Genomic DNA, 26,059 nt, shown 5'->3' with positions numbered 1-26,059 from the left:
TACCGCTACCGCCCGCGCAGCCGACGTACGAGGATGCTCGCGTCCCCGCGGGACTCCAGGTCGGCCAGCACGACGGCGACCGCCTCACGGACGATGCGCCCGCGGTCGACCGCCAGCCCGTGCTCACCGCGGAGCACCAGACGCGCGTGCTCCAGGTCCATGAGCTCCTCGGCGGACACGTACACGGTGATCTTCTCGTCGTGCCGCTCCCGCCCACTGGGCCGGCGCGAGGGGGACGACCGGCCGCGCTTGCGGGGCTGGGCGTTGCCGGAGGAGGCGGCAGAACCTTCCTGCGCCCCCTGACGTCGCGCGGGACGCTCCCCGGACGCGGTGCGGCTGCGGGACTCACCGGCGTCGGCCGGCTCCGGCTCCGCGGCCACGTGCTCCGCGCCCTCGCCGTCGCCGCCCTGTGCGGGCACCGAATGCGGCGCGTCCTCGGGCGACGCGGCCGCGGCCCCGTCACTCTCCCCGGCGGGCGCGGGCACCCGGGCTTCTCCGTTGGCCCCCCGCCGCGGAGTGGACGGCTGGAGTGCCATTCCCCCGGTCGTACGGAAGAGTTCGTCGGCCCCCGGCAGACTCACTCGGCGTGACACCGGGCGAGCACCTCCCTGGCGAGCTGGCGGTAGGCGGCGGCACCGACTGAGTTGGAGGCGTACGTGGTGATCGGCTCACCGGCGACCGTGGTCTCCGGGAAGCGGACCGTGCGCCCGATGACCGTGTGGTAGACGTGGTCGTCGAACGCCTCGACGACACGCGCGAGCACCTCACGGCTGTGCACGGTGCGCGAGTCGTACATGGTCGCGAGGATCCCGTCGAGCTCCAGATCCGGGTTGAGTCGCTCCTGGACCTTCTCGATGGTCTCGGTCAGCAGCGCCACACCACGCAGTGCGAAGAACTCGCACTCGAGCGGCACGATCACCTTGTGCGCCGCGGTCAGCGCGTTGACGGTGAGCAGGCCGAGGGAGGGCTGACAGTCGATCACGACGTAGTCGTAGTCGGCCATGAGCGGCTTCAGGGCGCGCTGGAGTGTCGACTCTCGCGCGACCTCGCTCACCAGCTGCACCTCGGCGGCGGACAGGTCGATGTTGCTGGGCAGCAGGTCCATGTTCGGGACCGCCGTCTTCAGGAGCACCTCGTCGGCCGCCATGCCCCGCTCCATGAGCAGGTTGTAGACGGTGAGGTCGAGCTCCATCGGGTTGACTCCGAGGCCCACCGACAGCGCGCCCTGCGGGTCGAAGTCCACGAGCAGCACCCGACGTCCGTACTCCGCGAGCGCGGCACCCAGATTGATGGTCGACGTCGTCTTGCCGACGCCGCCCTTCTGGTTGCACATCGCGATGATCTTCGCGGGGCCGTGGTCGGTCAGCGGGCCCGGGATCGGGAAGTACGGCAGCGGACGTCCGGTCGGGCCGACGCGCTCACGGCGCTGGCGGGCAGCGTCGGGCGCGAGCGTGGCCGCGTACTCGGGGTCGGGCTCGTACTCCGCGTCGGGGTCGTAGAAGTGCCCTTCGGGCAGTTCGTCGTAGTCGGCGAAATGGTTGTGGGGCGCGCCACTTCCGTCGCCGGCCATGGCGTTCACGTGATGGCCATCCATGCTCTGGTGTGCAGTCCGGATCACCTGAGGACCCGGGCTCTGGTGGGCTGCGAAGGTGCGCACAGCAACGGAGCCGACAGCCTCGAACCCCGCGGGACCCTGGTCCCGTACAGGCGCTCCTGGTTGACCACCCCCGGGAGAAAATGTCGACTCATTCACAAGTCGTCTTACCTCCTTGGTGACCAGGAAACTTCTAGACAGGTCAGCGTGGCACCATGCCGACGGTTGGCGACTCTATGGCGTGTCGGGCGTCCGCAGCAACACAATCCGCCGGACCCGGCAGGATGTGTCGGCAATGAAACATCCCTCTGTCAAGGGCGTACGGCCGTCGCACGGCAGGTTTCGCCGGTGTGCGAATCGACCAAAGGGTTACGTTCGAGGCGAGTTGACCTAGAGCCGCAAAGTGACCATACACACATCCGGCCGGACCTTGTCGGGCAAGGTCCGGCCGTGTGGGCGGTGTTGACGACCTGTGTTGACGTATCGCCTTTTACCGAATGGTGACTTAGCGGCTCGACGACCGTCCGGTCAGCCGAGCAGCGCCTCGAGCTCGACGTGCTCCAGGCCGTGCGCCTCCGCGACCTCGCGGTAAACGACCTTGCCGTCATGCGTGTTGAGGCCCTTGGCCAGCGCGGGGTCGCGGCGCAGCGCCTCGACCCAGCCACGGTTGGCCAGTTCGACGATGTAGGGCAGCGTGGCGTTGGTGAGCGCGTAGGTGGAGGTGTTGGGCACCGCACCCGGCATGTTGGCGACGCAGTAGAAGACCGAGTCGTGGACCTTGAAGGTCGGCTCGGCGTGCGTGGTCGGACGCGAGTCCTCGAAGCAGCCGCCCTGGTCGATCGCGATGTCGACAAGAACACTTCCCGGCTTCATGCGCGCCACGAGCTCGTTGGTGACGAGCTTGGGGGCCTTGGCGCCCGGGATGAGGACGGCGCCGATGACGAGGTCGGCGTCCAGGACGGCCTTCTCCAGCTCGAAGGAGTTGGACATGATCGCCCGGACCTTGGTGCCGAACACCTTGTCCGCCTCGCGCAGCTTGTTGATGTCGCGGTCGAGCAGCGTGACGTGGAAGCCCATGCCGACGGCGATCTGGGTGGCGTTCCAGCCGGAGACGCCACCGCCGATGACGACGGCCTTCGCGGGCTGGGTGCCGGGGACGCCGCCGGGCAGCACACCGCGGCCGCCGTTGAAGCGCATCAGGTGGTAGGCGCCGACCTGCGGGGCCAGCCGGCCCGCGACCTCGGACATGGGGGCGAGCAGCGGCAGCGCGCGGCTCGGGAGCTCCACGGTCTCGTAGGCGATCGCCGTGGTGCCGGACTCGATGAGCGCGTCCGTGCACTCCTTGGAGGCGGCCAGGTGCAGGTAGGTGAAGAGGGTCTGGTCCTTGCGGAGGCGGTGGTACTCCTCGGCGATGGGCTCCTTGACCTTCAGCAGCAGGTCGGCGGCGGCCCACACCTCGTCGGCCGTCTCGAGGATGTGCGCACCGGCGGAGACGTACTCCTCGTCCGGGATCGACGAGCCGACGCCGGCGCCGCGCTCGATGACGACCTGGTGGCCGTTGCGCACCAGTTCGTGCACTCCGGCGGGGGTGATGGCCACCCGGAACTCGTTGTTCTTGACCTCGCGGGGGATGCCGACCTTCACGTCGATCACGGTCCTTGGCTCGTGGATGGGGCAATACAACACATACCCAGGCATGCATGGGCACACCAGGAGACACCGCAGGAGAAGGTGCGGCAGAGCCAGTCTAATGAAGGTGTTCCCGCTGTCTAGCCTTTCATTGCATCAATCTTCAGCGGATGCACTGCGGATTTCGCAGGCATCACCGTCCTGTTTCGCGTCTTCGATCTCTTCCGGACCCTCCAGGTCCTGCGATTCCTCGCCCAGCAGCCGCTCCGCGGTGCCCCGGTGCAGCTGCGCCGAGGCGGGGTCACCGAGGCGCTCGAGGGTGTCCGCGAGCCGCAGCTGGAGCGCCGCCTGGAGCCGTACGTCCTCGGCCCGGCGAGCCAGCTCCACCGCCTCGTGACAGGTGAGCAGCGACTCCTCGGGCCGTCCCGCGTACTCCTGGACGCGGGCGACTTCGCTCAACGCCCGCGCGTGGGCGGCGACATTGCCGCCCTTGCGGTAACCGGCGATCGCGGCACGCCAGCCGCGCAGGGCCTCCCCGTAGCGGCCCGCGTAGGTGTGCGCCACGGCGATCCGGCCGTAGAGCCGGGCCGCGCCCTCGCGCTCGTCCCGGGCGAGGCAGTCGGCGAGGGCGCGGCCGAACCAGTCGGCCGCGCGGTCGTAGTCCCCGAGCTCCAGGTGTGCGCCACCTACGGATTCCATTGCGCGGCCGGTCGCGTACGGGTCGTTTGCCTGCCGTCCGGCGTCCAGCGCTGCCCGGTACCGCGCCAGCGCGTCCCGGGTACGGCCGGTCCGGGCGTCCAGGTCGCCGAGGTTCAGCAGGGCCGCGGCCTGCTCCCGGGGCAGCTTCTGCCGCTCGGCGACGTCCAGCACCAGCCGGTGGATGCCGTACAGGTCCGGGGCGGCGGCATGGGTGCCGAAGTGCGCCACCATGGCCTTGACCAGCTGCGACATCAGCCGGCGGGCGAGGGTGTCCAGCTCCCCGTCCGCGACGGCGAGCCGGGCCGCGGCCAGCAGCGCGGGCCTGCGGATGCGCAGCCACTCCTCGGCGGCCCTCGGGTTCGGGAAGCGCACGGAGGGCGGCATCCCCTGGAGCTTCTCGCGCGCCTCGGCGTCGTCGGTCTCGGTGATCGTCCGGCAGGACTGCAGCAGCCGTACCGTCCGCTCCAGCATGCGGGCCCGGGCCAGCTGCAGCTCGCCGGGCCGGTCCAGGGTCTCGGTGAGCCTTTTCAGCAGGGGGTACAGGCAGCCCGGCACCTCGTACTGCGGCAGCGGCGACCGGACCGGCCGCAGCAGCCCGAGGGTGACGAAGCCGTCCAGCGCGCCGCGGGCGTCGTTCACCGAGCAGCCGGCCAGCGCGGAGGCGGTGTGCGGGTCGACCAGGCCGGCCGGGGCGAGGGCGAGCAGCCGCAGCATCCGGGCGTTCGCCGCGGGCAGCGAGGCGTGGACGAGCCGGAAGACCCGGCTGAGCGGGGTGCCCTCGTCACCCTCCGTGTGCACCTGCTTGGCGAGGTCGGCGACGGTCGCCTTGGGGCGGGTGGCGAGCCAGCCGCCGGCCAGCCTCAGCGCGGCAGGCTGGCCCTGGCACACCTCGACGAGGCTCTCGGCCGCCCGGGGGTCGACGGTGATGCGGACCGAACCGGTGTGCCGGCTGAGCAGCTCCACGGCGGACTTGGTGTCGAGGCCGCCGAGGGTGCAGGGGCGGACGTCGGAGATTCCGGTGAGGGGACCGCCGGAGACGGCCACGACCAGGCAGTCCGGGGTGTCCGGCAGCAGGGCGTCCACCTGCGCGGCGTCGGCCGCGTCGTCGAGCAGCACCAGGGCCCGGCGGTCGGCGAGTGCCGTGCGCAGTTCCCCGGCCAGGTCGTCCTCACCGGCTCCGGCGGGTGCGGGCAGGTCCAGGGCGGCGAGCAGTTCGCGGGCGGTCTGGCCGACCGGGACGGGCGTGCCGTCGTGTCCGCTCAGCCGCGCCCGGAGCACCCCGTCGTCGTAACGGTCCGCAACCAGCCGCACCAGTTCCCCGGCGAGCGCGGTGCGTCCGGAACCGGGCCTGCCCGCGATGAGCAGCACGCGCGCGCGTGGGGCCTTGCGGCCGGAGAGGGTGTCCAGGCCCGCGCGCTCGATGTCGGCGCGAAGCTCCTTCAACTCCCTTGTACGGCCGAGGAATCGGTCCTCGTCAGCAGCGCGCCCCGCCGGCCGTACACCGTCTGTGTCCACCGCCTGATCCGTCACGGGCCACACTCCCGTCCCACCGCACGCGCAAGCCCGCCGGGACTCCGGTTCGGGCGTGCTCAGAGCCTAGTTCACGCTCTGCTACGTTCCGTGCGGAGCGCGGCGGACAGGTCCCCCGATCGGATCAGCAGATGGTCACACCGGTAGGGGAAACGGGTGCGGGACGGTGCGTTCAGGACTCGAAGGGACGCGCGGGCCACGGCGCCTCGGCCGGGCGCAGTGCGTCGAGCCCGTCCCCGTTCTGCGCGGCGACCAGCGAAAGGACGCCGACGACAAGGCAGTTGTTGTGCAGCTCCCCCGCCAGCACGCCCCGTACGAGGTCTTCGAGGGGCACCCGATCGAGCTCCATGTCGGCCTCTTCGTGCTCGACCTCGAAGCGGTCGCCCTCGGCCTCGGACAGCTCGCGGGCGAGGAAGATGCGCACCGCCTCGTCGCACCCGCCGGCCGTGGTGTAGACGTCGGTCAGCACGCGCCAGTCCTCGGCCTTGACGTGCGCTTCCTCGTACAGCTCGCGCTGGGCGGCGTGCAGCGGGTTCTCGCCCGGGACGTCGAGCAGGCCGGCCGGGATCTCCCACAGCTTCTGCCGCACGGGGTGGCGGTACTGGCGGATGACCACGACCCGGCCCGCGCCGTCGAGGGCGAGGACGGCGACCGAGCCGGGGTGGACCTGATAGTCGCGGCGGGCCACATGGCCGTCGGGCATGACCACGTCGTCGGTGCGGACGGAGGTCTTGTTGCCCACGAAGGGGGTGTCCGTCGCCCGGATCTCCCACTCCTCCGGGGTGTCCTTGATCGTCATGCCCTGTCCTTCCGCACGCGCAAACGAAGCCGGGGTGCTCACCTTTTGAATGCGAGCACCCCGGCCACCGTACAACTGTCGTGCTACTCGGAACTCTTGCCCTCGTCCTGCTGGCGCTGGACGGCGGCCTTCACCAGACCCGCGAACAGCGGGTGCGGGCGGGTCGGGCGCGAACGCAGCTCGGGGTGCGCCTGGGTCGCCACCAGATAGGGGTGCGTCTCGCGCGGGTACTCCACGTACTCCACGAGCTTGCCGTCGGGCGACGTGCCGGAGAACAGGATGCCGGCCTTCTTCTCCAGCTCCGCGCGGTAGGCGTTGTTGACCTCGTACCGGTGACGGTGCCGCTCCTCGACGTACTCCTTGCCGTCGTACACCTCGCGCACGATCGAGCCCTCGGCCAGCTTCGCCGGGTACATGCCCAGCCGCATGGTGCCGCCCATGTCGCCCTCGCCGGCGACGATGTCGAGCTGCTCCGCCATGGTGGAGATGACCGGGTGGCCGGTGGCCGAGTCGAACTCGGTGGAGTTGGCGTCGGTGATGTCGGCCAGGTTGCGCGCGGCCTCGATCACGATGCACTGCAGGCCCAGGCAGAGGCCGAGCAGCGGGACCCTGTTCTCGCGGGCGTACTTGATCGCGCCGACCTTGCCGAGCACACCGCGGTCGCCGAAGCCGCCCGGGATGCAGATGCCGTCGACGTCGGCGAGCTGCGCCGCGGCACCGGCCGGGGTCTTGCAGTCGTCCGAGGTGACCCACTTGATCTTCACGCGGGCCCGGTTGGCGAAGCCGCCCGCGCGCAGCGCCTCGATGACCGAGAGGTAGGCGTCGGGCAGGTCGATGTACTTGCCGACCAGAGCGAGGGTGACCTCGTGGTCGGGCTTGTGGACGCGGTCGAGCAGGTCGTCCCAGGTCGTCCAGTCCACGTCGCGGAACGGCAGGTCCAGCTTGCGGACGACATAGGCGTCCAGGCCCTCGCCGTGCACGGTCTTCGGGATGTCGTAGATCGAGCGGGCGTCGGGGCAGGCCACCACGGCGGCCTCGTCGACGTCGCACATCAGCGAGATCTTGCGCTTGATCGCGGTGGGCACCTCGCGGTCGCAGCGCAGCACGATGGCGTCCGGCTGGATACCGATGTTGCGCAGGGCCGCAACCGAGTGCTGCGTCGGCTTCGTCTTCAGCTCTCCCGAGGGGCCGATGTACGGCAGGAGCGAGATGTGAACGACGAAGACGTTGTCCCGGCCGACCTCGTGGCGCACCTGGCGGACCGTCTCCAGGAAGGGCAGCGACTCGATGTCGCCGACCGTGCCGCCGACCTCGGTGATGACGACGTCCACCTCGTCCGTGGCCATGCGGCGGATGCGGTGCTTGATCTCGTTGGTGATGTGCGGGATGACCTGCACGGTGTCGCCCAGGTACTCGCCGCGCCGCTCCTTGGCGATCACCGTCGAGTAGACCTGGCCTGTAGTGACATTGGCGGAGCCGTCCAAGTCACGGTCCAGGAAACGCTCGTAGTGTCCGATGTCCAGGTCCGTCTCGGCGCCGTCGTTCGTGACGAACACCTCACCGTGCTGGAAGGGGTTCATCGTGCCCGGGTCGACGTTCAGGTACGGGTCGAGCTTCTGCATCACCACGCGCAGGCCGCGGGCCTTGAGCAGCATGCCGAGGCTGGAGGCGGTGAGGCCCTTGCCGAGCGAGGAGGCGACACCCCCGGTGACGAAGATGTGCTTGGTCGTCGTGGATTTGGGCGTCATGGCCAAAGGGGGGCTCCCGTGGTCTCGGTCTGGGGTGCGGTTCCGGGGTTTTCTCGCCCACCGGTCCACGGGCTACCAGGGTATCAGCGCCCGGAGGAGATGGCTTCCGGCCACGCTCCGCACACGAGTCACCACGGACCCGCACGGTCTCCCGGGTTTCTCACCCGTTGCTCACCCGTTCGGCCTATCCGGGTTGTCCCGAGGGGCACGCAGATCATCTACGTGCGTCGTATCCTGCTCGGACACTCGCTGCCGAGCCCGGCCGGCAACACGGCACCACCCCCGTCCGTTTGCTCCGGAACAACGAGAGCTCGTCAGTTCGTTGAGCAACAATCGTCGTTTTGCCACACGGCTGGACGCCTGCTTTGCTTCACCGCTCAACGACGCATGGAAAAAACCCCTTGACCGACTTGGCGACAGCCCCCGCATGGGGGTCTGACGTGGCCGTTCGACTGGAGTTGCACGTGGCCGGGCGCATCGAAGACTACGCACTCATCGGAGACATGCAGACCGCTGCCCTGGTCTGCCGGGACGGCACAGTCGACTGGCTGTGCCTGCCCCGCTTCGACTCGCATGCCATCTTCGCCGGCCTGCTGGGCACCGAGGAGCACGGCTTCTGGCGGCTCGGGCCCGCGCACGCCTCCGACGCGCAGCCGCCCACCGCGGCCCGGCGCAGCTACCGCGGCGACTCCCTGATCCTCGAATCGGAGTGGGACACCCCGCGCGGCACGGTCAGGGTGACCGATTTCATGCCCCCGCGTGACGGCGCCCCGCAGCTGATCCGCATCGTCGAGGGCGTCTCGGGCCGCGTCCCGATGCGTTCGGCCCTCCGGATGCGTTTCAGCTATGGGCGTGTGGTGCCGTGGGTGCACAAGCACGACGGGCGCACGGTCGCCGTGGCGGGACCCGACTCGGTGTGGTTCGACACCGAGTGCGAGACCTACGGAAAGTCCCTGACCACGTACTCGGACTTCACGGTCGCTCCGGGTGACCGGATCGCGTTCACGATCTCCTGGGAGCCCTCGCACAAGCAGCCGCCCGCGCTGCCGGACCCGGAGGGCTCGCTGCAGGCGACGGAGGACTTCTGGCGCGAATGGGTGGAGCACTGCACGTACCACGGCCCGTACCGCGAGGCCGTGATCCGCTCCCTGATCACGCTGAAGGCCCTGACGTACGCGCCGACCGGCGGCATCGTGGCCGCCCCCACCACCTCCCTGCCCGAGGACATCGGCGGCGTCCGCAACTGGGACTACCGCTACACCTGGCTGCGGGACGCGGCCATCACCCTGTCCTCGCTGCTGCGCACCGGCTACCGCGAGGAGGCCCGGGCCTGGCGCGAGTGGCTGCTGCGCGCGGTGGCGGGCGACCCCGAGAACCTGCAGATCATGTACGGCATCGCGGGCGAGCGGGAGCTCGGCGAGGCGGAACTGGACTGGCTGCCCGGCTACGAGAACTCGGCACCGGTACGGGTCGGCAACGGCGCCGCGCACCAGCTCCAGCTGGACGTGTACGGCGAGGTCACCGAGGCCCTGCACCTCGGTCACATGACCGGCCTGGCCCGCAGCGACTACGCCTCGCTGCTCCAGCTGAAGCTGATCCGCTACCTGGAGCAGCACTGGGAGGAGCCCGACGAGGGCATCTGGGAGGTGCGCGGCCCGCGCCGGCACTTCGTGCACTCCAAGGTCATGGCCTGGGTCGCCGTCGACCGCACCATCAAGCTTCTGGAGTCCGGGGAGGCCGACGGCCCGCTGGAGCGCTGGCGCGGGCTGCGGGACGACATCCACCGGGACGTGTGTGAGAAGGGTTACGACAAGGAGCGCAACACCTTCACGCAGTCGTACGGCTCGAGGGAGCTGGACGCGTCGCTGCTGCTGATCCCGCAGATGGGCTTCCTGCCGCCGGACGACAAGCGCGTGATCGGCACCATCGAGGCGATCCAGCGCGAGCTGTCCACGCCGGACGGCTTCATCCTGCGCTACCCGACGGAGGGCTCCAGCGAGGGCGTCGACGGCCTCCCCGGTGACGAAGGGGCGTTCCTGGCCTGCTCGTTCTGGATGGCGGACGACCTGGCGATGATCGGCCGGGTGGACGAGGCCCGCAAGCTGTTCGAGAAGCTGCTCGCGCTCCGCAACGACCTGGGCCTGCTCGCCGAGGAGTGGGACCCGCGCCTCCAGCGCCAGGTCGGCAACTTCCCGCAGGCCTTCAGCCATGTGCCGCTCATCGACACGGCCCTGCGCCTGACGGCTTCGGGGGCCTACGGCGGCTGACCCCACGGTCCGGTGGTGCAGGAGTCCCACGTGGACTCCTCCCCCGCCCGCCACCCCGGCCGTAACCCCCGTGACCGCCCGGAGCTGTCCTGGGGGCATCCGCGCAGGTAGCGTCCGGCTATGCACAGCGGTACGGACAGCAGACCCGAGTCCCACGGCGCCGGGATCACCGTTCAGCGGGCGCTGGAGCTGCCCGGTCTGCGCAGCGGCCTGCCGGAGGTGCTCGCGGGCGCCGACCGGCTGCAGCGCACCGTGCGCTGGGTGCACGCGGGCGAGGTGCCGAACATCGCCTCGCTGCTCAAGGGCGGCGAGCTGCTGCTCACCACGGGGTACGGGCTCGGCACGCGTCCGGCCGACCAGCGGGCGTTCGTGCGCACCCTGGCCGAGCGCGGCATCGCGGCCCTCGTCGTGGAGCTCGGCCCGCGCTTCGCACGCCTGCCCGCCGCGCTCGTCGACACGGCGCGCTCGGCCGGGCTCCCGCTCGTCCAGCTGCACCGCGAGGTGCCCTTCGTGACGGTCACCGAGGAGGTCCACACCGAGATCGTCAACGGCCACTACGCGCTGCTCCAGCAGGCGGAGGAGGTGCACCGCCGCTGCACCGAGGCCCTGCTCGGGGGCGGCGGGGTGCCCCAGGTGCTCGGCATCCTGGCCGGCTTCGGCGGCAACCCGGTCTTCCTGGAGACGACGGACGGGCAGCTGCTGTACGCCGCCGGGTCGGGGCCCGAGGGCGCGGACCCGCTCCAGGTGTGGGAGGGGCTGCGCGGCCAGCGCAAGGACACCCCGCCGCCGTCCGGGTCGGTGCTGGTGGACGTGCCCGGAGGCGGGCCCGGGACGGGGTCGGTCCGGGCGCGCCTGGTCATCCTTCCGGTACGGGCCCCGCTGGCGCTGGTGCACCGCATGGCGGCCGAGCGGGCGGCGGGCATTCTGGCGGTCGTCCTGATGCAGGCCCGGCAGGAGGAGGAGCTGGCGGCGCGCGGCCGCGGCGACTTCCTCACCGACCTCGCCGAGGGCCGGATCACCGCGGAGGACGCGCCCGCGCAGGCGCGCGTGCTGGGCTTCAAGCCGGGGAACAGCCCGCTCCTGCCCGTCGTCATGCGGCTGGGCGACGCGCTCGCGCCCGGCGGAGGCTGGGCGGTGCTGGCGCGCGCGGTGTCCGAGGAGCTGGCGTCCGTCGGCGTCCCGGTCCTGCTGGGCGTACGGCCCGTCGAGGGCCGCGTGCTCGTGCTGCTCGGCCTGCGGTCGGAGTCGGAGCGCCCGGCGGTCGCGGACCGGGTCGCGACGGCGCTGCGGGCGGGTGTGGAGCGGGCCGGGATGCACCGGCCCGGGGCGCAGCCGCCGGTGGTGGTCGTCGCGACGGCGGGCAGCTGGGCGGCGGCGTCGGCGGGCCTCAGACACGCGGCGGAGACGGCGACGGCGGCGCAGGGCCTGTCGGACCGCCCCTGGTACGACGCCCGCCGCCTGGACATCGACCTGCTGCTGTGGCGGCTGCGCGACCACCCGGACCTGGCGGCCTTCGTGGACCGTGCGATCGGCCCGCTCCGCGACCACGACGACCGCTCCCGGCCGCCTCTGCTGCCCACGCTGGAGACGTACTTGGCGCACGCCGGCCGCAAGGCGGAGACCGCCCGCGAACTCCACCTCAACCGGCAGACGCTCTACAACCGCCTCGCCCGCATCGGCGAGTTGCTCGGCACGGACCTCGACGACCCGCAGACGGTGATGGCGTTGAGCCTGGCCCTGCGGGCACGCCGGCACGTGCCCTAGGGAGTGTCTGACCATCCCCGGCCCGACGGGTCAGATCAGTACCCGCGGCCGCGTCAACTCGTCGTAGACGCTCAGCACTTGGGCGACCGTCTCGTCCTCGGTCGGCCAGGTGGCGGCCTGCCGGGTGCCCCGGTCCTTGAGTTCCTCGCAGCGGCCGGGGTCGCCGAGGAGCCCGGTGACGGCGTCGGCGAGCGCCTCGGCGTCGCCGTACGGGACGAGTTCGGCGGCGTCGCCGACGAGTTCGGGGATGCCGCCGACGCGCGTCGCGACAAGCGGCACGCGCGCGTGGAGGGCCTCCTGCGCGAGGACGGAGCGCGACTCCCAGCTGCTGGGCAGCAGCGCGACGTCGGCGGCAGCGAGCAGTTGGGCGACGTTCTCACGCCGTCCGATGAGCCGGACCGGCAGCCCTTCGTCCTCGATACGCCGCTGGAGCAGGGCCCGCAGCGGTCCCTCGCCCGCGATCACCACGAGCGGCACGGGGTCGAGGCGACGCCACGCGCGCGTGGCGTCCAGCAGGGTGTCGTAGCCCCGTCGCCGGTCGAGGGAGCCGACGGCCATCAGCAACGGACGCCCGGTGGCGCCGAGTTCCGCCCGGATCTTCAGGCCCGGACGGTCGGGGTCCTCCGCGTCGGGGGTCCGGCGCGGCACCGGCAGGGCGACGGCGGCGAGCCGCGCGTCCCGCGCTCCGCTCCGGCGGGCCCGGTCCACCAGGTCCGAGGAGGCGCCGAGCACCACGGTGGCCGCCTTCACCACCCGCCGCTCCAGGAGGCGCAGCAGATGGGCGCGGGCGCCTTCGGCGTACGCGCGGTCGTGCCAGGTGACGACGAACGGGGTGCGCCGGCCGCTGAGGGCGAGCGCGGCGCGGAAGGAGGCGTGCAGTCCGTGCGCGTGCACGAGGTCGGCGTCGGCGCAGACCGCCCGCAGCGCGGCCACGGCTCCCGGGTCGCTGCTGCGCGGCACGTGCACGTGTTCTGCGCCGGTGCCCGTGAAGTCGTAGGCACGATCGGCCTCGACGGGGGCGCACACGGTGACCCGCACGCCCCGTGCGACCAGGCCCGACGCCAGCGACCGCACGTGCGCGCTGCTGCGGGCGTTGCCGCCGCCCAGCACCTGCACGGTGCGCAGCGACGACTGGCCGTGCGGTGAGTGGCTGCTCACGGGGGTCACGTGGCCGGGGCTCCTGGTTCGGCGTCGGGCGGTCACGACGAAAGTACAGAAGGAACGAGCGGAGGGGGTGTACCGCGCGGTTTCCTCCACGTACGACGTCAAGGATGCCAGCACGCACGGGTGTTCCGGCAACGTGGAGGCGATGCGGAGGCCGCGCGACGGTGGGGTTGGTCACTCACACGAGTGAAGACGGGGCACATTCCGGCGCACGCTTCACTCCAGGCTCAGCGACCGCGCCGCCTCGCTCACTTTGTCCCCGTATACGGCCGCGGTGACGAACGCCACGGCATGGGCGAGCATTCCGGCGCGCCCGTTGCTCGCCACGACGGCCGTGCCCAGAGCCGCGCCCAGCGCGTGCGCGCCGGTGTCGCCGAGCATCACGCGCTCACCCAGATCGTCGGGCAGGACGGCCGCGCCGGCGCCCGTGGTGACGGCGGCCAGTTCCGCGCCGGGGCCGGAACGCAGCAGTCCCGGTGCCCCGAGCCCGACCACCGCCGTGGCGGCCGTCCCCGGCCGTACGTCCACGAGGTTCACGAAGTGGGCGGCCCCGGCGATCACGATCCCCGCGAGCGCCTTGTCCACGGCCCGCTCCTTGAGCAATGCGCCGGCGACGAGCCCTGCCGCGGAGATCCCGAAGAGCTTGACCGCGCCACTGGTGACCTCGCCGTCCCGGAGCGCGGACAGATGGTCGCGGAACCCGCGCCGTGGGTCACCGGCGCCCGCCACGTCGTCGTAGGCCCCGCAGAGCCCGGCCGCAAGCACCGCGAACCCGGCGGCGGGACGCACCCGCGCGGCCCCCACCGCGGCGGCCAGCCCGGCCGCAGGCCCGGCGTACAGCCCGACGGTCCGCCCGGCGTGGTTCTTCCGCTCCCAACGCCCGCGTCCGCCGGGGGCGTTGGCCCGCAGCCCGGCGATTCCCGCGCGGGTGAGCGCGGCGGCGAGTGCGAACGACCTTGTTCTGCGTGCACGGTTGGCCATCGGGCCACCCTAGTCCGTGGGCCGGGGCGGCCCGACTCCCGTACTAGCCGTCCGCCCTGGCCGTGGCCAGCAGCTCCTCCGCGTGCGCCCGGGCCGTCTCCGAGTTCTCCTGACCGGCCAGCATGCGCGACAGTTCACGCACCCGCTCCTCGCCCTCGAGGACCTTCACGCCGGACCGCGTCACCGACCCGTCGTCGGTCTTCTCGACCAGCAACTGCCGGTCGGCGAAGGCGGCCACCTGCGGAAGGTGCGTGACGACCACGACCTGCGCGCTCTTCGCCAGCCGCGCCAGGCGGCGCCCGATCTCGACCGCGGCCTTGCCGCCGACACCGGCGTCGACCTCGTCGAAGAGGTACGTCGGCACGGGGTCCGTCCCCGCGAACACGACCTCGACGGCGAGCATCACGCGCGACAGCTCACCGCCGGACGCGCCCTTGGCGATCGGCCGCGGCGGCGCACCGGGGTGCGGGGCGAGCAGCAGCTCGACCTCGTCGACACCGGACGGCCCGCAGACGACGGTGCGCCCGCCGACCTCCACGCCCTCCGGGTCCTCGGTCTGCCGGATCTCGAAGGACACCCGCGCGTGCGGCATGGCGAGCGAGGCCAGTTCGGCCGTCACGGCTGCCGCGAACCGTTCGGCGGCCTCCGCCCGCGCGTCCGACAACGCCTGGGCCAGCCCGCCCAGTTCGCCGCGCAGCGCGTCCCGCTCGGCGGTCAGCTCCGCGATCCGCTCGTCGTCGCTGTCCAGCTGCGTCAGCCGCGTGGCACTCTGCTCGGCCCATGCCAGCACCGAGGCGACGTCCTCGCCGTACTTCCGCGTCAACGCGCCCAGCGCGGCGCGCCGTTCCTCAACTGCCGCCAGCCGCAGGGGATCCGCGTCCAGGTCGTCGGCGTACCCCGCCAACTCCCCCGCGACGTCGCCGAGCAGGATCCCGATCTCGCCGATCCGGTCGGCCAGCGCCGACAGCGCCGGGTCGTGCGAGCGCACGGCGTCGAGCGCCCGCTGGGCGCCCGCGACGAGCGTGGCGGCGTCGATGCCCTCGGGGTCCTCGGGGTTCCCGGCGAGCGCGGCGTGTGCGGCCGTGGCGGCCGACGACAGCGCCTCCGCGTGCCCGAGCCGCTCCGCCTCCTCCGCCAGCTCCACGTCCTCCCCGGCCCGCGGCTCCACGCCGGCGATCTCGTCGAGGCCGTAGCGCAGCATGTCGGCCTCCTGGGCCCGCTCACGCGCGCGCGTGACGATCTCCTCCAGCTCGACGGAGACGGCCCGCAGCCGCCGGTACGCCTCGCCGTACTTCGCCAGCGGCCCGGCGACGGCCTCCCCGGCGTACCGGTCGAGCGCCTGCCGCTGCCGCGTCAGCTTCAGCAGCCCCTGCTGATCGGTCTGCCCGTGCACGGCCACCAGATCGTCGGCGAGCTCGGCCAGCAGCCCGACCGGAACACTGCGCCCGCCCACGTGCGCCCGCGACCGCCCCTCGGCGGAAACGGTACGGCTGATCAGCAGCGCCCCGTCGTCGAGCTCGGCCCCCGCCTCCTCGGCGCGTACGCCGGCCGAGGAGCCGGTGGGAACGGCGATCCGCCCCTCCACCACCGCCCTGTCGGCCCCGATCCGCACGAGCGCAGCGTCCGCCCGTCCACCCAGCAGCAGCCCGAGGCTGGTGACCACCATGGTCTTGCCGGCACCCGTCTCACCGGTGACGGCGGTGAACCCGGGCGACAGTTCGACGACCGCGTCGTCGATGACTCCGAGCGACCGTATCCGCATCTCTTCCAGCACGGTTACGACCTTACGAGGTCGGCACCGGGAAGTGCGACGGCCCCCGTCCCGGTTGTGTGAAGGTGCAGGTGACGAATGCCCATGGACAGCACATTGTCACCCACGCGAGTGCACGGCTTTTGGCTAGTGCGGCGCCCCGCGCCACCCGGAAACCGGCAGCGCGAACTTCGCCACGAGCCGATCCGTGAACGACGCGTGATGCAGCCGGGCCAGCCGCACCGGCACGGCCCCGCGCCGCACCTCCACCCGCGCCCCCGGCGGCAGCTCGACCGTCCGCCGCCCGTCGCACCACAGCACCCCGGGCGGAATATGGGGCAGCACCTCGACGGCCAGCACGGAGTCCGGCGAGGTGACCAACGGCTTCGCGAACAGCGCGTGCGCCGAGATGGGCACCATCAGCAGCGCCTCGACCTCCGGCCACACCACCGGCCCGCCCGCGGAGAACGCATACGCGGTCGACCCCGTCGGGGTGGACAGCACGATCCCGTCGCAGCCGAACCCGGTGACCGGCCGCCCGTCGATCTCCAGCACCACCTCGAGGAGCTTCTCGGCGGACACCTTCTGCACGGCCGCCTCGTTCAGAGCCCAGTCCGTGTGCACGATGTCGCCGTTGCGGTGGACGACGACGTCGACGGTCATCCGCTCCTCGACCTCGTACGCCTTCGTCACCACCCGGTCGACGACCTTGTCGAGATCGTCCCGCTCGGCCTCCGCGAGGAACCCGACCCGCCCGAGGTTGACGCCGAGCATCGGCACCCCGGAGGCCCGGGCGAACTCGGCGCCGCGCAGCAGCGTCCCGTCACCGCCCAGCACGATCAGCAGCTCGCATCCGTCGAGGCACTGCGGGGTGGCCTCCTTGACCAGCTCCACCTCCTGGGGAAGCGGCAGGTCGCGCGCCTCGTACTCCAGGACGCGCACGCCGATGCCCTCGCGCAGCAGCCCCTTCACGACCAGTTCGGCGCTGCGGATGGCCGCGGGCCGCCCTGTGTGGGCGAGCAGGAAAACAGTACGAGCTCGGTTCTGTGTCAACGCGGCCCCTCCGCCACTGCACGGTCAACATCGGCCGGGTCCAGTTCGGGTGCCCCGGCCCGCAGCCACAGAAAGTACTCGACGTTCCCGGATGGTCCGGGCAGCGGACTGGCGGTGACACCCTTCACCCCGAGCCCGAGTTCCCACGCCTTCTGGGCCACTCCCCGCACGGCCTCCGCCCGCAGCTGCGTACTGCGTACGACTCCCCCGCTGCCCAGCCGTTCCTTCCCCACCTCGAACTGCGGCTTGACCATCATCACCAGGTCGGCGTCCGGCTTCACGCACCGCACCAAGGCAGGCAGTACCAGGCCGAGCGGGATGAAGGACAGATCCCCCACGACAAGATCCACAGGCTCCCCATCGATCGCTTCGAGCGTCAACTCGCGTACGTTCGTACGGTCCTTGACGGTGACGCGTTCATCGCTCTGCAGAGTCCAGGCGAGTTGTCCGTATCCGACGTCGACGGCGACGACGTGCGCGGCCCCCGACCGCAGCAGGACGTCCGTGAAGCCGCCGGTCGACGCGCCGGCGTCGAGCGCCCGCCGCCCCTCGACGACGAGGCCCCGCGGCGCGAAGGCCGCCAGCGCGCCCGCGAGCTTGTGGCCGCCGCGGGAGACGTAGTCGGGGTCGCTGTCGTCGGAGGTGACGACGATCGCCGCCGCGGTCTCCACCTGCGTGGCCGGCTTGGTCGCCACGGTCTTGCCGACTTCGACCCGCCCTGCGGCGATCAGCTGGCTCGCGTGCTCGCGCGAGCGCGCGAGCTTGCGGCGCACCAGCTCCGCGTCCAGACGACGGCGTGCGACTCCTGCCACGTTCGGTTCAGCTCCTGTGTTGTCCGTACGACGGTGAGGGGGCCGGAGGTCCCGGGCGGGCGTCGAGCGCGGTGAGCGTGTCGCGCAGCCCCCGGTGTACATCCTCGTACACCTCGATGTGTCCGTCGGTGGCGAGGTGGTCGGCGTCGCCGAGCCGCTCCAGCTGCGCGTCGACCTCGGCGTTGCCGGTCGGGGTGCGGGGCACGTTCAGCGGGGCGGGAGCGGCGGGGTCGTGGTCGCGCACGGACTCGGCCTCGGCCTCGGCCGTCTCGTCACTCGCCGTGGGCTCGGGCACAGTGTCGCTCATGCCCAGACGCTACCCCGAAGCCCTGGGGTACCGTCGATCTCGATGGCCACGATCGAAGAATGCCGCGCCGCGCTGGAAAAGCTCTCGGACAACATGAACCGCGCCGAAGGGGACGTCCGCACGGCCGCCGCCCTGGACCGCTCGGTGAGCTGCCGGATCACCGACCTCGACGTCACGTTCGCCGGCAGGATGACCGGTGGCCGGATCGTGGTGCAGGACACGATCCAGGGCCCTCCGCGGGAGAAGGCCCAGATCAGGCTGACCATGAAGGGCGACGACCTGGTCGCGATGGTCGACGGCGAGCTGAACTTCGCCCGGGCCTGGGGCTCGGGCCGGGTGAAACTGGAGGCCGGCCTGCGCGACCTGTTCCTGCTCAGGAAGCTGCTGTAGCGGCCCGCGCCCTGCGCGCCGCCGGCACGACCAGCGGCGTTCCCGTCTCCGGGTCGTCGATGATCTGGCAGCGCAGCCCGAAGACCTCCTCGACCAGCCCGGCCGTGACGACGTCCTTCGGCGCGCCCTCGGCGACGACCCGCCCCTCGCGCAGCGCGATGAGGTGGGTGGCGTACCGCGCGGCGTGGTTGAGGTCGTGCAGCACGGCGACCAGCGTGCGGCCCTGCTCCTCGTGCAGTTCGGCGCACAGGTCGAGGACGTCGATCTGGTGATGGATGTCGAGGTACGTCGTCGGCTCGTCGAGGAGCAGCAGCGGCGTCTGCTGGGCGAGCGCCATGGCGATCCACACGCGCTGCCGCTGACCGCCGGACAATTCGTCGACATGACGATCGGCGAGTTCGGCGACCCCGGTCCGCGCCATCGACTCCCGTACGACCCGCTCGTCCTCGGCCGACCACTGGCGCAGGACGCCCTGATGCGGGTAGCGGCCGCGGCCCACCAGGTCGGCGACGGTGATGCCGTCGGGCGCGATCGACGACTGCGGCAGCAGGCCCAGCGCCCGCGCGACCTTCTTGGCCGGCATCGACTGGATGACCTGCCCGTCCAGCAGCACCCGGCCCCGGCTCGGCTTCAGCATGCGCGAAAGGGCCCGCAGCAATGTCGACTTGCCGCACGCGTTGGGTCCGACGATCACCGTGAAGGAGTTGTCCGGGATCTCCACCGAGAGCTGCTCGGCGATGACCCGCTGGTCGTAGGCGAGGGTGACGTTCTCGGCGGACAGGCGGTTCACTGTGCTCCTTCGGGGGTTCGGGTCCGGCTTCGTGGAGGCGCTCATATCCGGCCCGCCTTGCGTTCGGCGACCAGCAGCCACAGCAGGTAGACGCCGCCGAGGACGCCGGTGACCACGCCGACGGGCAGCTGGTCGGCGCCGAAGATCCGCTGCGAGGCCCAGTCGGCGGTGACCAGCAGGGCGGCGCCCATGCACAGGGACGACAGCAGATTGGGGCCCGGCGAGCGGGTCAGGCGGCGGGCGAGCTGCGGCGCGGTGAGCGCCACGAAGCTGACGGGGCCCGCGGCGGCCGTGGCGGTCGCGGTGAGCAGCACGGCGGCCACCATCAGCAGCGCCCGTACGCGCTCCACGCGCACCCCGAGCGCGTGCGACACGTCGTCGCCCATCTCCATCAGCCGCAGCCCGCGCGCGTTGGCGAGGACGAGCGGGACGAGCACGGCGCACAGCGCGAGCAGCGGCCAGACCTGGTCCCAGTCACGGCCGCTGAGCGAGCCGGTCATCCAGACCACCGCACGCTGGGCGTCGACGATGTCGGACACCGTGAGCAGATAGCCGTTGACGGCCGTGACGATCGCGGAGACGCCGATGCCGACCAGGACCAGACGGTAGCCGTGCACGCCCCGCTTCCAGGCGAGCAGATAGATGGCGAGCCCGGTCGCCAGCCCGCCCGCCAGCGCGCCCATGGTGACCTGGGCGGCGCTGCCGGAGAACAGCACGATCATCACGAGCGCCCCGGCCGTCGCCCCTTGTCCGAGGCCGAGCACGTCCGGGCTGCCCAGCGGATTGCGGGTGACGGCCTGGAACAGCGCGCCGCCGAGCCCGAGCGAGGCGCCGACCAGCAGCCCGACCAGGACGCGCGGCAGACGCAGCTCGCCGACGATGAACTCCTGCCCCGCATTCCCGTTCCCCGCCAGGGTCTTGAGCACGTCGCCGGCCGAGATCGGGAAGTCGCCGGTGCCGATCAGCAGGACGCTCGCGGCGAGCGCGGCGAGCAGCAGCGCGGCGACCACGACGGCGGCCCGGACGTCCAGGCGCACGGAGAGCCCGCCCGGGGTCCTCACCACACGGTTGCTCTTCACAGCTGCGCCGTCCTCCGCCGTCGTACCAGAAAGATGAAGACCGGGCCGCCGATGATCGCGGTGACGATGCCGACCTGCAGCTCCGAGGGGCGGGCGACGATCCGGCCGAGCACGTCGGCGCCGAGCAGCAGCACGGGCGACAGGAGCGCGGCGTACGGCAGGATCCAGCGCAGGTCGGGGCCGGTGAACGACCGTACGACGTGCGGGACCATGAGCCCCACGAAGGCGATCGGTCCGCAGGCCGCCGTGGCCGCCCCGCACAGCACGGTCGCGGCGAGCATGGACAGCGCCCGGGTGCGGTTCAGGTTGGCGCCGAGCGCCTTGGCCGTGTCGTCACCCATGGCCACGGCGTTGAGCGGCCGGGCGAGCACGAGGGAGAGGACCGAGCCGACCGCGATGAACGGCAGCACCCGCAGGGTGGTCGAGTCGGTCGCCGACGCGAGCGAACCGACCGTCCAGAAGCGCATCTTGTTGAGCGCCGCCTGGTCCGTGATCATCACGGCCTGCAGATAGCCGTAGAGCGCCGCGCTGACGGCGGTGCCGGCGAGCGCGAGCCGCACCGGCGTCGCGCTCCGGCTGCCACCGAGGAACCACACCAGGGCCCCCACGGCGGCCGCGCCGACGAAGGCGAACCACACATAGCCGTTGAGGCTCGTGACACCGAAGTACGTGATGGCGGTGACGACCGCGGCCGAGGCGCCCGCGTTGATACCGAGCAGGCCGGGGTCGGCCAGCGGGTTGCGGGTGAGCGCCTGGAGCACCGCGCCGGAGAGCCCGAGCGCCGCGCCGGCGAGCAGCCCGAGGGCGGTCCGCGCCAGCCGCTCGTCCACGACCACGTCGCCGTACGTCCCCGTGTCCTGGAACAGCCCGTGCCAGACCTGTTGCAGGGAGAGCTCCTTCGCGCCGATCGCGATGCTCGCCGATGCGACGAGCACCAGGACGGCGAGAGCGACGAAGAGCCCAACGGCACGTATCGCCCGGCGGGTTGGGGGCGCGGGGGCGGTCTCCGCGCGCTGTTCGGGAGGACTGTCGACCAACACGTAGTTAGGTTAGCCTACCCTCGCATACCCCTTCGATGGACCGCCACCCACGCCCTACGGTTCACAACTCCAGCCGCGCCAGCGCCTTCCCCGCATCCAGCTCGCACACGCCGTCCCCGGCCGCCGTCCAGGCCGCAGCGCACAGCGCCCGCAGGCCGTCCAAGGGCGCGCCGTCACCCTCCAGTTCCAGCCGGTCCGAGGCCGCCGTGGCCGTCCAGCCACCGCACCGGAAGCCGTCACCCGCCTCCTCGACCTCCGGCTGTCCCGCGAGCATGCCGCGCAGGTCGGCGTCGACGTACGTCGGCCGGTGCTGCGGCGGTGCGGCGAGCAGCTGCGCGCCGTCGGTGACGCCGGTCAGGACGAGCAGCGAGTCCACCTCGCCGTTGAACGCCCCCTCGATGTCCGTGTCCAGCCGGTCCCCGACCACCAGCGGCCGCTCGGCGCCCGTCCGCAGGATCGTCTCCCGGTGCATGGGCGGCAACGGCTTGCCCGCGACCTGCGGTTCGGCGCCCGTCGCTATCCGCACGACCTCCACCGCGGCGCCGTTGCCCGGCGCGATGCCTCGGTCGCCGGGAATCGTCAGGTCGGTGTTGGACGCATACCACGGCACCCCGCGCGCGATGGCGTAGCACGCCTCGGCGAACCGCTTCCACTGCAGCTCGGGCCCGCCGTATCCCTGCACGACCGCCGCCGGGTCGTCATCCGCCGACTCGACGGGCTCCAGCCCGCGTTCCCGCAGAGCGACCCGCAGCCCGTCGCCGCCGATGACCAGCACCCGCGACCCCGCCGGCACCTGCTCGCTGATCAGCCGCGCCACGGCCTGCGCGGAGGTGATGACGTCCTCGGCACCGGTCGGTATCCCCAGCTCGGTCAGGTGGTCCGCCACCGCGTCCGGCGTCCGCAGGGCGTTGTTGGTGACGTACGCGAGATGCATCCCGCCCGCCCTGGCCCTCTCCAGCGACTCGACGGCGTGCGCGATGGCACGGCCGCCCGCGTACACCACCCCGTCCAGGTCGAGCAGCGCGGTGTCGTACGCCTCGCTCAGGGCCTGGCCACAGCCCTCGGGCCTCGTCCTGACGCTCTGGCTCATTCCACATCGCTCCTCGTTCGACGGCTTTCCCCCGATCATCCCTCACGCCTCTGACACACGTACGATGCCGGGATGAACACAGCAGGTCACTCGGAAGCAACGGCGCGCCGGGGCCTGGAACTCACCCCGTTCCGAGGCCTTCGTTACGACCCGGACCGGGTCGGCAGCCTGGCCGCCGTGACGTCGCCGCCGTACGACGTCGTCGTACGACCTGACGGCCTGCACCACCTCCAGTCCGCGGACCCGTACAACATCGTCCGCCTGATCCTGCCGCAGGCCCCGACGGCCGGCGCGCGCAACGAGCAGGCGTCCGACACCCTGCGCCGCTGGCTCTCCGAGGGAGTCCTGACCGCCGACCCCGAACCCGGCCTGTACGTCTACGAGCAGCACGACGGCAACGGCATGCTCCAGCGCGGCATCATCGGTGCCCTGCAGGTCTCGGACCCGTCGGAAGGCGTGGTGCTGCCGCACGAGGACGTCATGCCGCACGTGGTCGCCGACCGCGCGGACCTGATGCGCGCCACCTCCGCCAACCTCGAGCCCCTGCTCCTGACCTACCGCGGCAACGGCTCGACGTCGTCCGCCGCCGAACTCGTGGAACGCGTGGTCGGCCACCCGCCGCTCCTCGCCACCACCACCGAGGACGGCTACAGCCACCGCCTGTGGTCGATCACCGATCCGGCCGACCTGGCCCGCGTCCAGTCCGACCTGGCCCAGCACCAGGCGCTGATCGCCGACGGCCACCACCGCTGGGCGACCTACCTCCGCCTGCGCACGGAGCACAGCTCCCCGAGCCCCTGGGACTACGGCCTCGTCCTGCTCGTCGACACGGCCCGCTACCCGCTGCGCGTCCGCGCCATCCACCGCCTCCTGCACGGCCTGCCGGTCGCCGACGCCCTCGCCGCTCTGGAGGGCCGGTTCCGCATACGGCACCTGCCCGTGTCCCTCCCGGAAGCCCTGGAGGCACTGGCGGACAGCGCGTGCGCCGGCAACGCGTTCCTGCTCGCGGGCGACGGCGCCTTCCACCTGGTCGACCGCCCGGACCCGGACCTCCTGGCCCGTACGATCCCCGCCGACCACCCCGTCGCCTGGCGCACCCTGGACGCCACGGTCCTGCACGCCACGCTTCTCGACCACGTCTGGGACATCCCCGAGGACGACCCGGCCCGCATCGCCTACATCCACGACACGGCGGCCACCGTCGAGAAGGCCGAACGCGACGGCGGCACCGCCGTCCTGCTGCACCCCGTCCGCGAGGAGGTCGTCCGCGACCTGGCCCGCCAGGGCGTGACGATGCCCCGCAAGTCGACGTCGTTCGGCCCCAAGCCGGCATCGGGACTGGTCCTGCGCACGCTGGACCTCTGAACCGGTCTCAGACATACGAAAGGGGCGGGACCACTCGGTCCCGCCCCTTTCGCACTACGGATCAGTCCTCGTCGTCGTCGACCTCGGTGTCGGTCTCGTCGTCGACCTCGGTGTCGGTCTCGGGGTCGGTCTCGGGGTCGGTTTCAGAGTCGGTCTCGGTGTCGGAGTCCGCCTCGGCCTTCACGCCGCCGACGTCTCCGCTCTCGTCACCCTCTCCGCTCTCGTCACCCTCTCCGCTCTCGTCACTCGCGTCGAAGGCGTCGACGAACTCCACGCCGTCCAGCTCGGCGAGCCGGTCCGAGGCGTCCGTGCTGCCGTCCTTGTCGGCCTCCACGGCCTTCGCGAACCACTCCCGCGCCTCGGACTCACGACCGGCGGCGAGCAACGCGTCCGCGTACGCGTACCGCAGCCGCGCGGTCCACGGCTGCACGGAGTTGGAGGCGAGCTCGGGGCTCTGCAGCGTCACGATGGCCGCGTCCAGCTGCTCCATGTCACGCCGGGCGCCGGCCGCGACGAGCCGCATCTCGACCTGCCCGGCCTTGTCCAGCTTCTGCACCTCGGGCGCCCCGGCCATGTCGAGCGCCTTCTCCGGCCGCCCGAGTCCACGCTCGCAGTCGGCCATCACGGGCCACAGCTCCACGGTGCCGGTCATCCGCCGCGCGGCCCGGAACTCGGCCAGCGCCTCGGAGTACTTCTGGTTCGCGTACGCGGCGAACCCGGCCGCCTCGCGTACGGCGGCGACGCGCGACGCCAGCCGCAGAGCGATCCTGGAGTAGGCGTAGGCGCCCTCCGGGGCCTCGTCGATGAGCCGGGCGACCATCACCAGGTTCTTGGCGACGTCCTCCGCGAGCGTCTTCGGCAGGCTCTGCAGCTCCTGCCGTACGTCCTTGTCGATCTCGTCGCCGGTCACGTCCTCGGGGATCGGCAGCCGCTTGATCGGCTCCCGGTCCCGGTCACGGTCACGGTCCCGGGGCCCCTCGTCCCGGAACCGGCCGCCGCCACCGCGCCGGTCGTCACGGCCACGGAAGCCACCGGGACGCCCACCACGATCGTCACGCCGTGGACCACCGCGACCACCCCGGTCGTCACGACCACGGAACCCACCGCGCTCGCCCCTGCTGTCATCGCGCCGGAAGCCCCCACGGTCGCCACCGTCACGACGCTCGCCACGGTCGTCCCTGCGGTCGTCGCGGCGGAAGCCCCCACGGTCGCCACCGTCACGACGCTCGCCACGGTCGTCCCTGCGGTCGTCACGACGGTCATCGCGACGGAAGGACGGGCGGTCACCTCGGTCGTCACGCCGGTCGTCGCGGCGGAAGGTCGGACGGTCACCTCGGTCGTCACGGCGGTACGACGGACGGTCACCGCGGTCATCGCGACGGAAGGACGGACGGTCACCGCGATCATCGCGACGGTCGTCACGCCGGTCGTCGCGGCGGAAGGACGGACGGTCACCGCGATCATCGCGACGGTCGTCACGCCGGTCATCGCGACGGAAGGACGGACGGTCACCGCGGTCGTCACGACGCGGGCCGCGGTCACCTCGGTCGTCGCCACGGAAACCACGGTCACGGTCATCGCGCCGACCGTACCCACCACGGTCGGGCCCGCCCCGCCGGTCGTCCGTACGGCCGGTGCCACCACCGCGGTTGTCGTCGCGCCGGAAGCCACCGCGGTCGTTGTCGCGACGCTCGCCACGGTCGTCACGCCGGTCGTCGCGGCGGAAGGACGGACGGTCACCGCGGTCGTCACGACGCGGACCGCGGTCACGGTCGTCGCGCTGGAACGCCGGACGGCCCCCACGGTCCCCCTCGCGTCGGTCGTCACGTCGGTTGTCGTCACGCCGGCCGTACCCGCCACCGCGGTTGTCGTCACGCCGGTTGTCATCGCGACGATCGTCCCGGCGGTCGTCGCGACGGAAGCCACCGCGGTTCTCGCGGTAGCCGCCACGCTCGCCGCGGTCCCCACTGTCCCGTCGCCGCTGGTCGCGCTCCGGTCGATCGTCGGGAGAGTTGGTGGACATGGGTGACTCCTGTCTTCGGTACCGCAAGCATTGTAAAAACGAAAGGACCCCTGGTCCCAGCTGAACGCTGGGACCAGGGGTCCTTCCAAAGATTGTTCGGCGGCGTCCTACTCTCCCACAGGGTCCCCCCTGCAGTACCATCGGCGCTGTAAGGCTTAGCTTCCGGGTTCGAAATGTAACCGGGC

The 26,059-nt window shown here is 72.0% G+C and carries 22 protein-coding genes and 1 rRNA gene; 4 read left to right on the top strand and 19 right to left on the bottom strand.

Translation table 11 applies throughout. The annotated features are described in order from the left end of the window. Positions 1-5: 5 nt before the first annotated feature. From ACIBN2_RS22980 to ACIBN2_RS22955, 6 genes are all read right to left on the bottom strand, one after another. The gene (locus tag ACIBN2_RS22980; protein ID WP_399136739.1) at positions 6-593 is read right to left on the bottom strand and encodes a hypothetical protein; all 588 of its coding nucleotides are present in this window, start codon (positions 591-593) and stop codon (positions 6-8) included. Further along, positions 578-1,570 carry a ParA family protein gene (locus tag ACIBN2_RS22975; protein ID WP_399137447.1) on the bottom strand — a complete coding sequence of 331 codons (993 nt, stop codon included), beginning with the start codon at positions 1,568-1,570 and terminating at the stop codon, positions 578-580. Before ACIBN2_RS22975 ends, ACIBN2_RS22980 begins: the two co-directional genes overlap by 16 nt. A gap of 552 nt (positions 1,571-2,122) precedes the next feature. Next, positions 2,123-3,247, bottom strand: coding sequence for an alanine dehydrogenase (ald, locus tag ACIBN2_RS22970; protein WP_399136737.1), 1,125 nt, complete (start codon positions 3,245-3,247; stop codon positions 2,123-2,125). A 132-nt stretch (positions 3,248-3,379) separates the two neighbouring features. Further along, a complete protein-coding gene (locus ACIBN2_RS22965; protein WP_399136735.1) occupies positions 3,380-5,452 on the bottom strand; it encodes a tetratricopeptide repeat protein in 2,073 nt (690 codons plus the stop codon). Between the two features lie 172 nt (positions 5,453-5,624). Further along, positions 5,625-6,251 carry an NUDIX domain-containing protein gene (locus ACIBN2_RS22960; RefSeq protein ID WP_399136734.1) on the bottom strand — a complete coding sequence of 209 codons (627 nt, stop codon included), beginning with the start codon at positions 6,249-6,251 and terminating at the stop codon, positions 5,625-5,627. A gap of 83 nt (positions 6,252-6,334) precedes the next feature. Then, complete coding sequence (locus ACIBN2_RS22955; RefSeq protein ID WP_399136732.1) at positions 6,335-7,999, bottom strand: CTP synthase; 1,665 nt, start codon at positions 7,997-7,999, stop codon at positions 6,335-6,337. 464 nt (positions 8,000-8,463) lie between these two features. Here ACIBN2_RS22955 and ACIBN2_RS22950 point away from each other — a divergent pair, with 464 nt between their 5' ends. After that, positions 8,464-10,266 carry a glycoside hydrolase family 15 protein gene (locus tag ACIBN2_RS22950; protein ID WP_399137446.1) on the top strand — a complete coding sequence of 601 codons (1,803 nt, stop codon included), beginning with the start codon at positions 8,464-8,466 and terminating at the stop codon, positions 10,264-10,266. A 120-nt stretch (positions 10,267-10,386) separates the two neighbouring features. Next, a complete protein-coding gene (locus tag ACIBN2_RS22945; RefSeq protein WP_399136730.1) occupies positions 10,387-12,030 on the top strand; it encodes a PucR family transcriptional regulator in 1,644 nt (547 codons plus the stop codon). Positions 12,031-12,060: 30 nt separating this feature from the next. Here the strand turns inward: ACIBN2_RS22945 and ACIBN2_RS22940 are convergent, their stop codons facing one another. The 6 genes from ACIBN2_RS22940 to ACIBN2_RS22915 all read right to left on the bottom strand — a co-directional run bounded on the left by ACIBN2_RS22940 (position 12,061) and on the right by ACIBN2_RS22915 (position 18,097). After that, on the bottom strand, positions 12,061-13,197 hold the full coding sequence (locus ACIBN2_RS22940; protein ID WP_399136728.1) for a glycosyltransferase family 4 protein: 1,137 nt from the start codon (positions 13,195-13,197) through the stop codon (positions 12,061-12,063). Between the two features lie 213 nt (positions 13,198-13,410). After that, entirely contained in the window at positions 13,411-14,175 is a 765-nt protein-coding gene (locus tag ACIBN2_RS22935) for a hypothetical protein (RefSeq protein WP_399136727.1), read from the bottom strand. 43 nt (positions 14,176-14,218) lie between these two features. Beyond that, positions 14,219-15,937 (bottom strand): DNA repair protein RecN, encoded by a 1,719-nt coding sequence (recN, locus tag ACIBN2_RS22930; RefSeq protein WP_399137445.1) that lies wholly within the window; start codon positions 15,935-15,937, stop codon positions 14,219-14,221. Between the two features lie 135 nt (positions 15,938-16,072). Next, on the bottom strand, positions 16,073-16,978 hold the full coding sequence (locus ACIBN2_RS22925; RefSeq protein WP_399136725.1) for an NAD kinase: 906 nt from the start codon (positions 16,976-16,978) through the stop codon (positions 16,073-16,075). After that, complete coding sequence (locus ACIBN2_RS22920; RefSeq protein WP_399136723.1) at positions 16,975-17,790, bottom strand: TlyA family RNA methyltransferase; 816 nt, start codon at positions 17,788-17,790, stop codon at positions 16,975-16,977. The genes ACIBN2_RS22925 and ACIBN2_RS22920 overlap by 4 nt, the downstream gene beginning before the upstream one ends. 7 nt (positions 17,791-17,797) lie before the next feature. After that, on the bottom strand, positions 17,798-18,097 hold the full coding sequence (locus ACIBN2_RS22915) for a hypothetical protein (RefSeq protein ID WP_399136722.1): 300 nt from the start codon (positions 18,095-18,097) through the stop codon (positions 17,798-17,800). 42 nt (positions 18,098-18,139) lie between these two features. Between ACIBN2_RS22915 and ACIBN2_RS22910 the strand changes: the two genes are divergently transcribed. Continuing rightward, a complete protein-coding gene (locus tag ACIBN2_RS22910; protein WP_399136720.1) occupies positions 18,140-18,487 on the top strand; it encodes an SCP2 sterol-binding domain-containing protein in 348 nt (115 codons plus the stop codon). Here ACIBN2_RS22910 and ACIBN2_RS22905 read toward each other — a convergent pair. From ACIBN2_RS22905 to ACIBN2_RS22890, 4 genes are all read right to left on the bottom strand, one after another. Then, positions 18,471-19,322, bottom strand: a complete 852-nt coding sequence (locus ACIBN2_RS22905) for an ABC transporter ATP-binding protein (RefSeq protein WP_399136719.1) — start codon at positions 19,320-19,322, stop codon at positions 18,471-18,473. The two genes, ACIBN2_RS22910 and ACIBN2_RS22905, sit on opposite strands and share 17 nt — an antisense overlap. After that, on the bottom strand, positions 19,319-20,356 hold the full coding sequence (locus ACIBN2_RS22900; protein ID WP_399136718.1) for a FecCD family ABC transporter permease: 1,038 nt from the start codon (positions 20,354-20,356) through the stop codon (positions 19,319-19,321). Before ACIBN2_RS22900 ends, ACIBN2_RS22905 begins: the two co-directional genes overlap by 4 nt. Next, positions 20,353-21,396 carry a FecCD family ABC transporter permease gene (locus tag ACIBN2_RS22895; protein ID WP_399136716.1) on the bottom strand — a complete coding sequence of 348 codons (1,044 nt, stop codon included), beginning with the start codon at positions 21,394-21,396 and terminating at the stop codon, positions 20,353-20,355. The genes ACIBN2_RS22900 and ACIBN2_RS22895 overlap by 4 nt, the downstream gene beginning before the upstream one ends. Before the next feature lie 61 nt (positions 21,397-21,457). Continuing rightward, the gene (locus ACIBN2_RS22890) at positions 21,458-22,486 is read right to left on the bottom strand and encodes an HAD-IIA family hydrolase (RefSeq protein ID WP_399136714.1); all 1,029 of its coding nucleotides are present in this window, start codon (positions 22,484-22,486) and stop codon (positions 21,458-21,460) included. Positions 22,487-22,558: 72 nt separating this feature from the next. Between ACIBN2_RS22890 and ACIBN2_RS22885 the strand changes: the two genes are divergently transcribed. After that, complete coding sequence (locus ACIBN2_RS22885; protein ID WP_399136712.1) at positions 22,559-23,851, top strand: DUF1015 domain-containing protein; 1,293 nt, start codon at positions 22,559-22,561, stop codon at positions 23,849-23,851. A 61-nt stretch (positions 23,852-23,912) separates the two neighbouring features. On the opposite strand, the gene ACIBN2_RS22880 is transcribed toward ACIBN2_RS22885, so the two are convergent. The 3 genes from ACIBN2_RS22880 to rrf form a co-directional block, all read right to left on the bottom strand. Beyond that, a complete protein-coding gene (locus tag ACIBN2_RS22880; RefSeq protein WP_399137443.1) occupies positions 23,913-24,779 on the bottom strand; it encodes a hypothetical protein in 867 nt (288 codons plus the stop codon). Continuing rightward, complete coding sequence (locus ACIBN2_RS22875) at positions 24,758-25,738, bottom strand: hypothetical protein (RefSeq protein WP_399137472.1); 981 nt, start codon at positions 25,736-25,738, stop codon at positions 24,758-24,760. Before ACIBN2_RS22875 ends, ACIBN2_RS22880 begins: the two co-directional genes overlap by 22 nt. A 230-nt stretch (positions 25,739-25,968) precedes the next feature. Then, positions 25,969-26,059: ribosomal RNA gene (gene rrf / locus ACIBN2_RS22870) — 5S ribosomal RNA — on the bottom strand; the annotation flags it as partial.

The organism is Streptomyces sp. NPDC050534, assembly GCF_044457745.1.
Taxonomy (GTDB): domain Bacteria; phylum Actinomycetota; class Actinomycetes; order Streptomycetales; family Streptomycetaceae; genus Streptomyces.
This window is presented reverse-complemented; position numbering and strand designations above follow the sequence as displayed.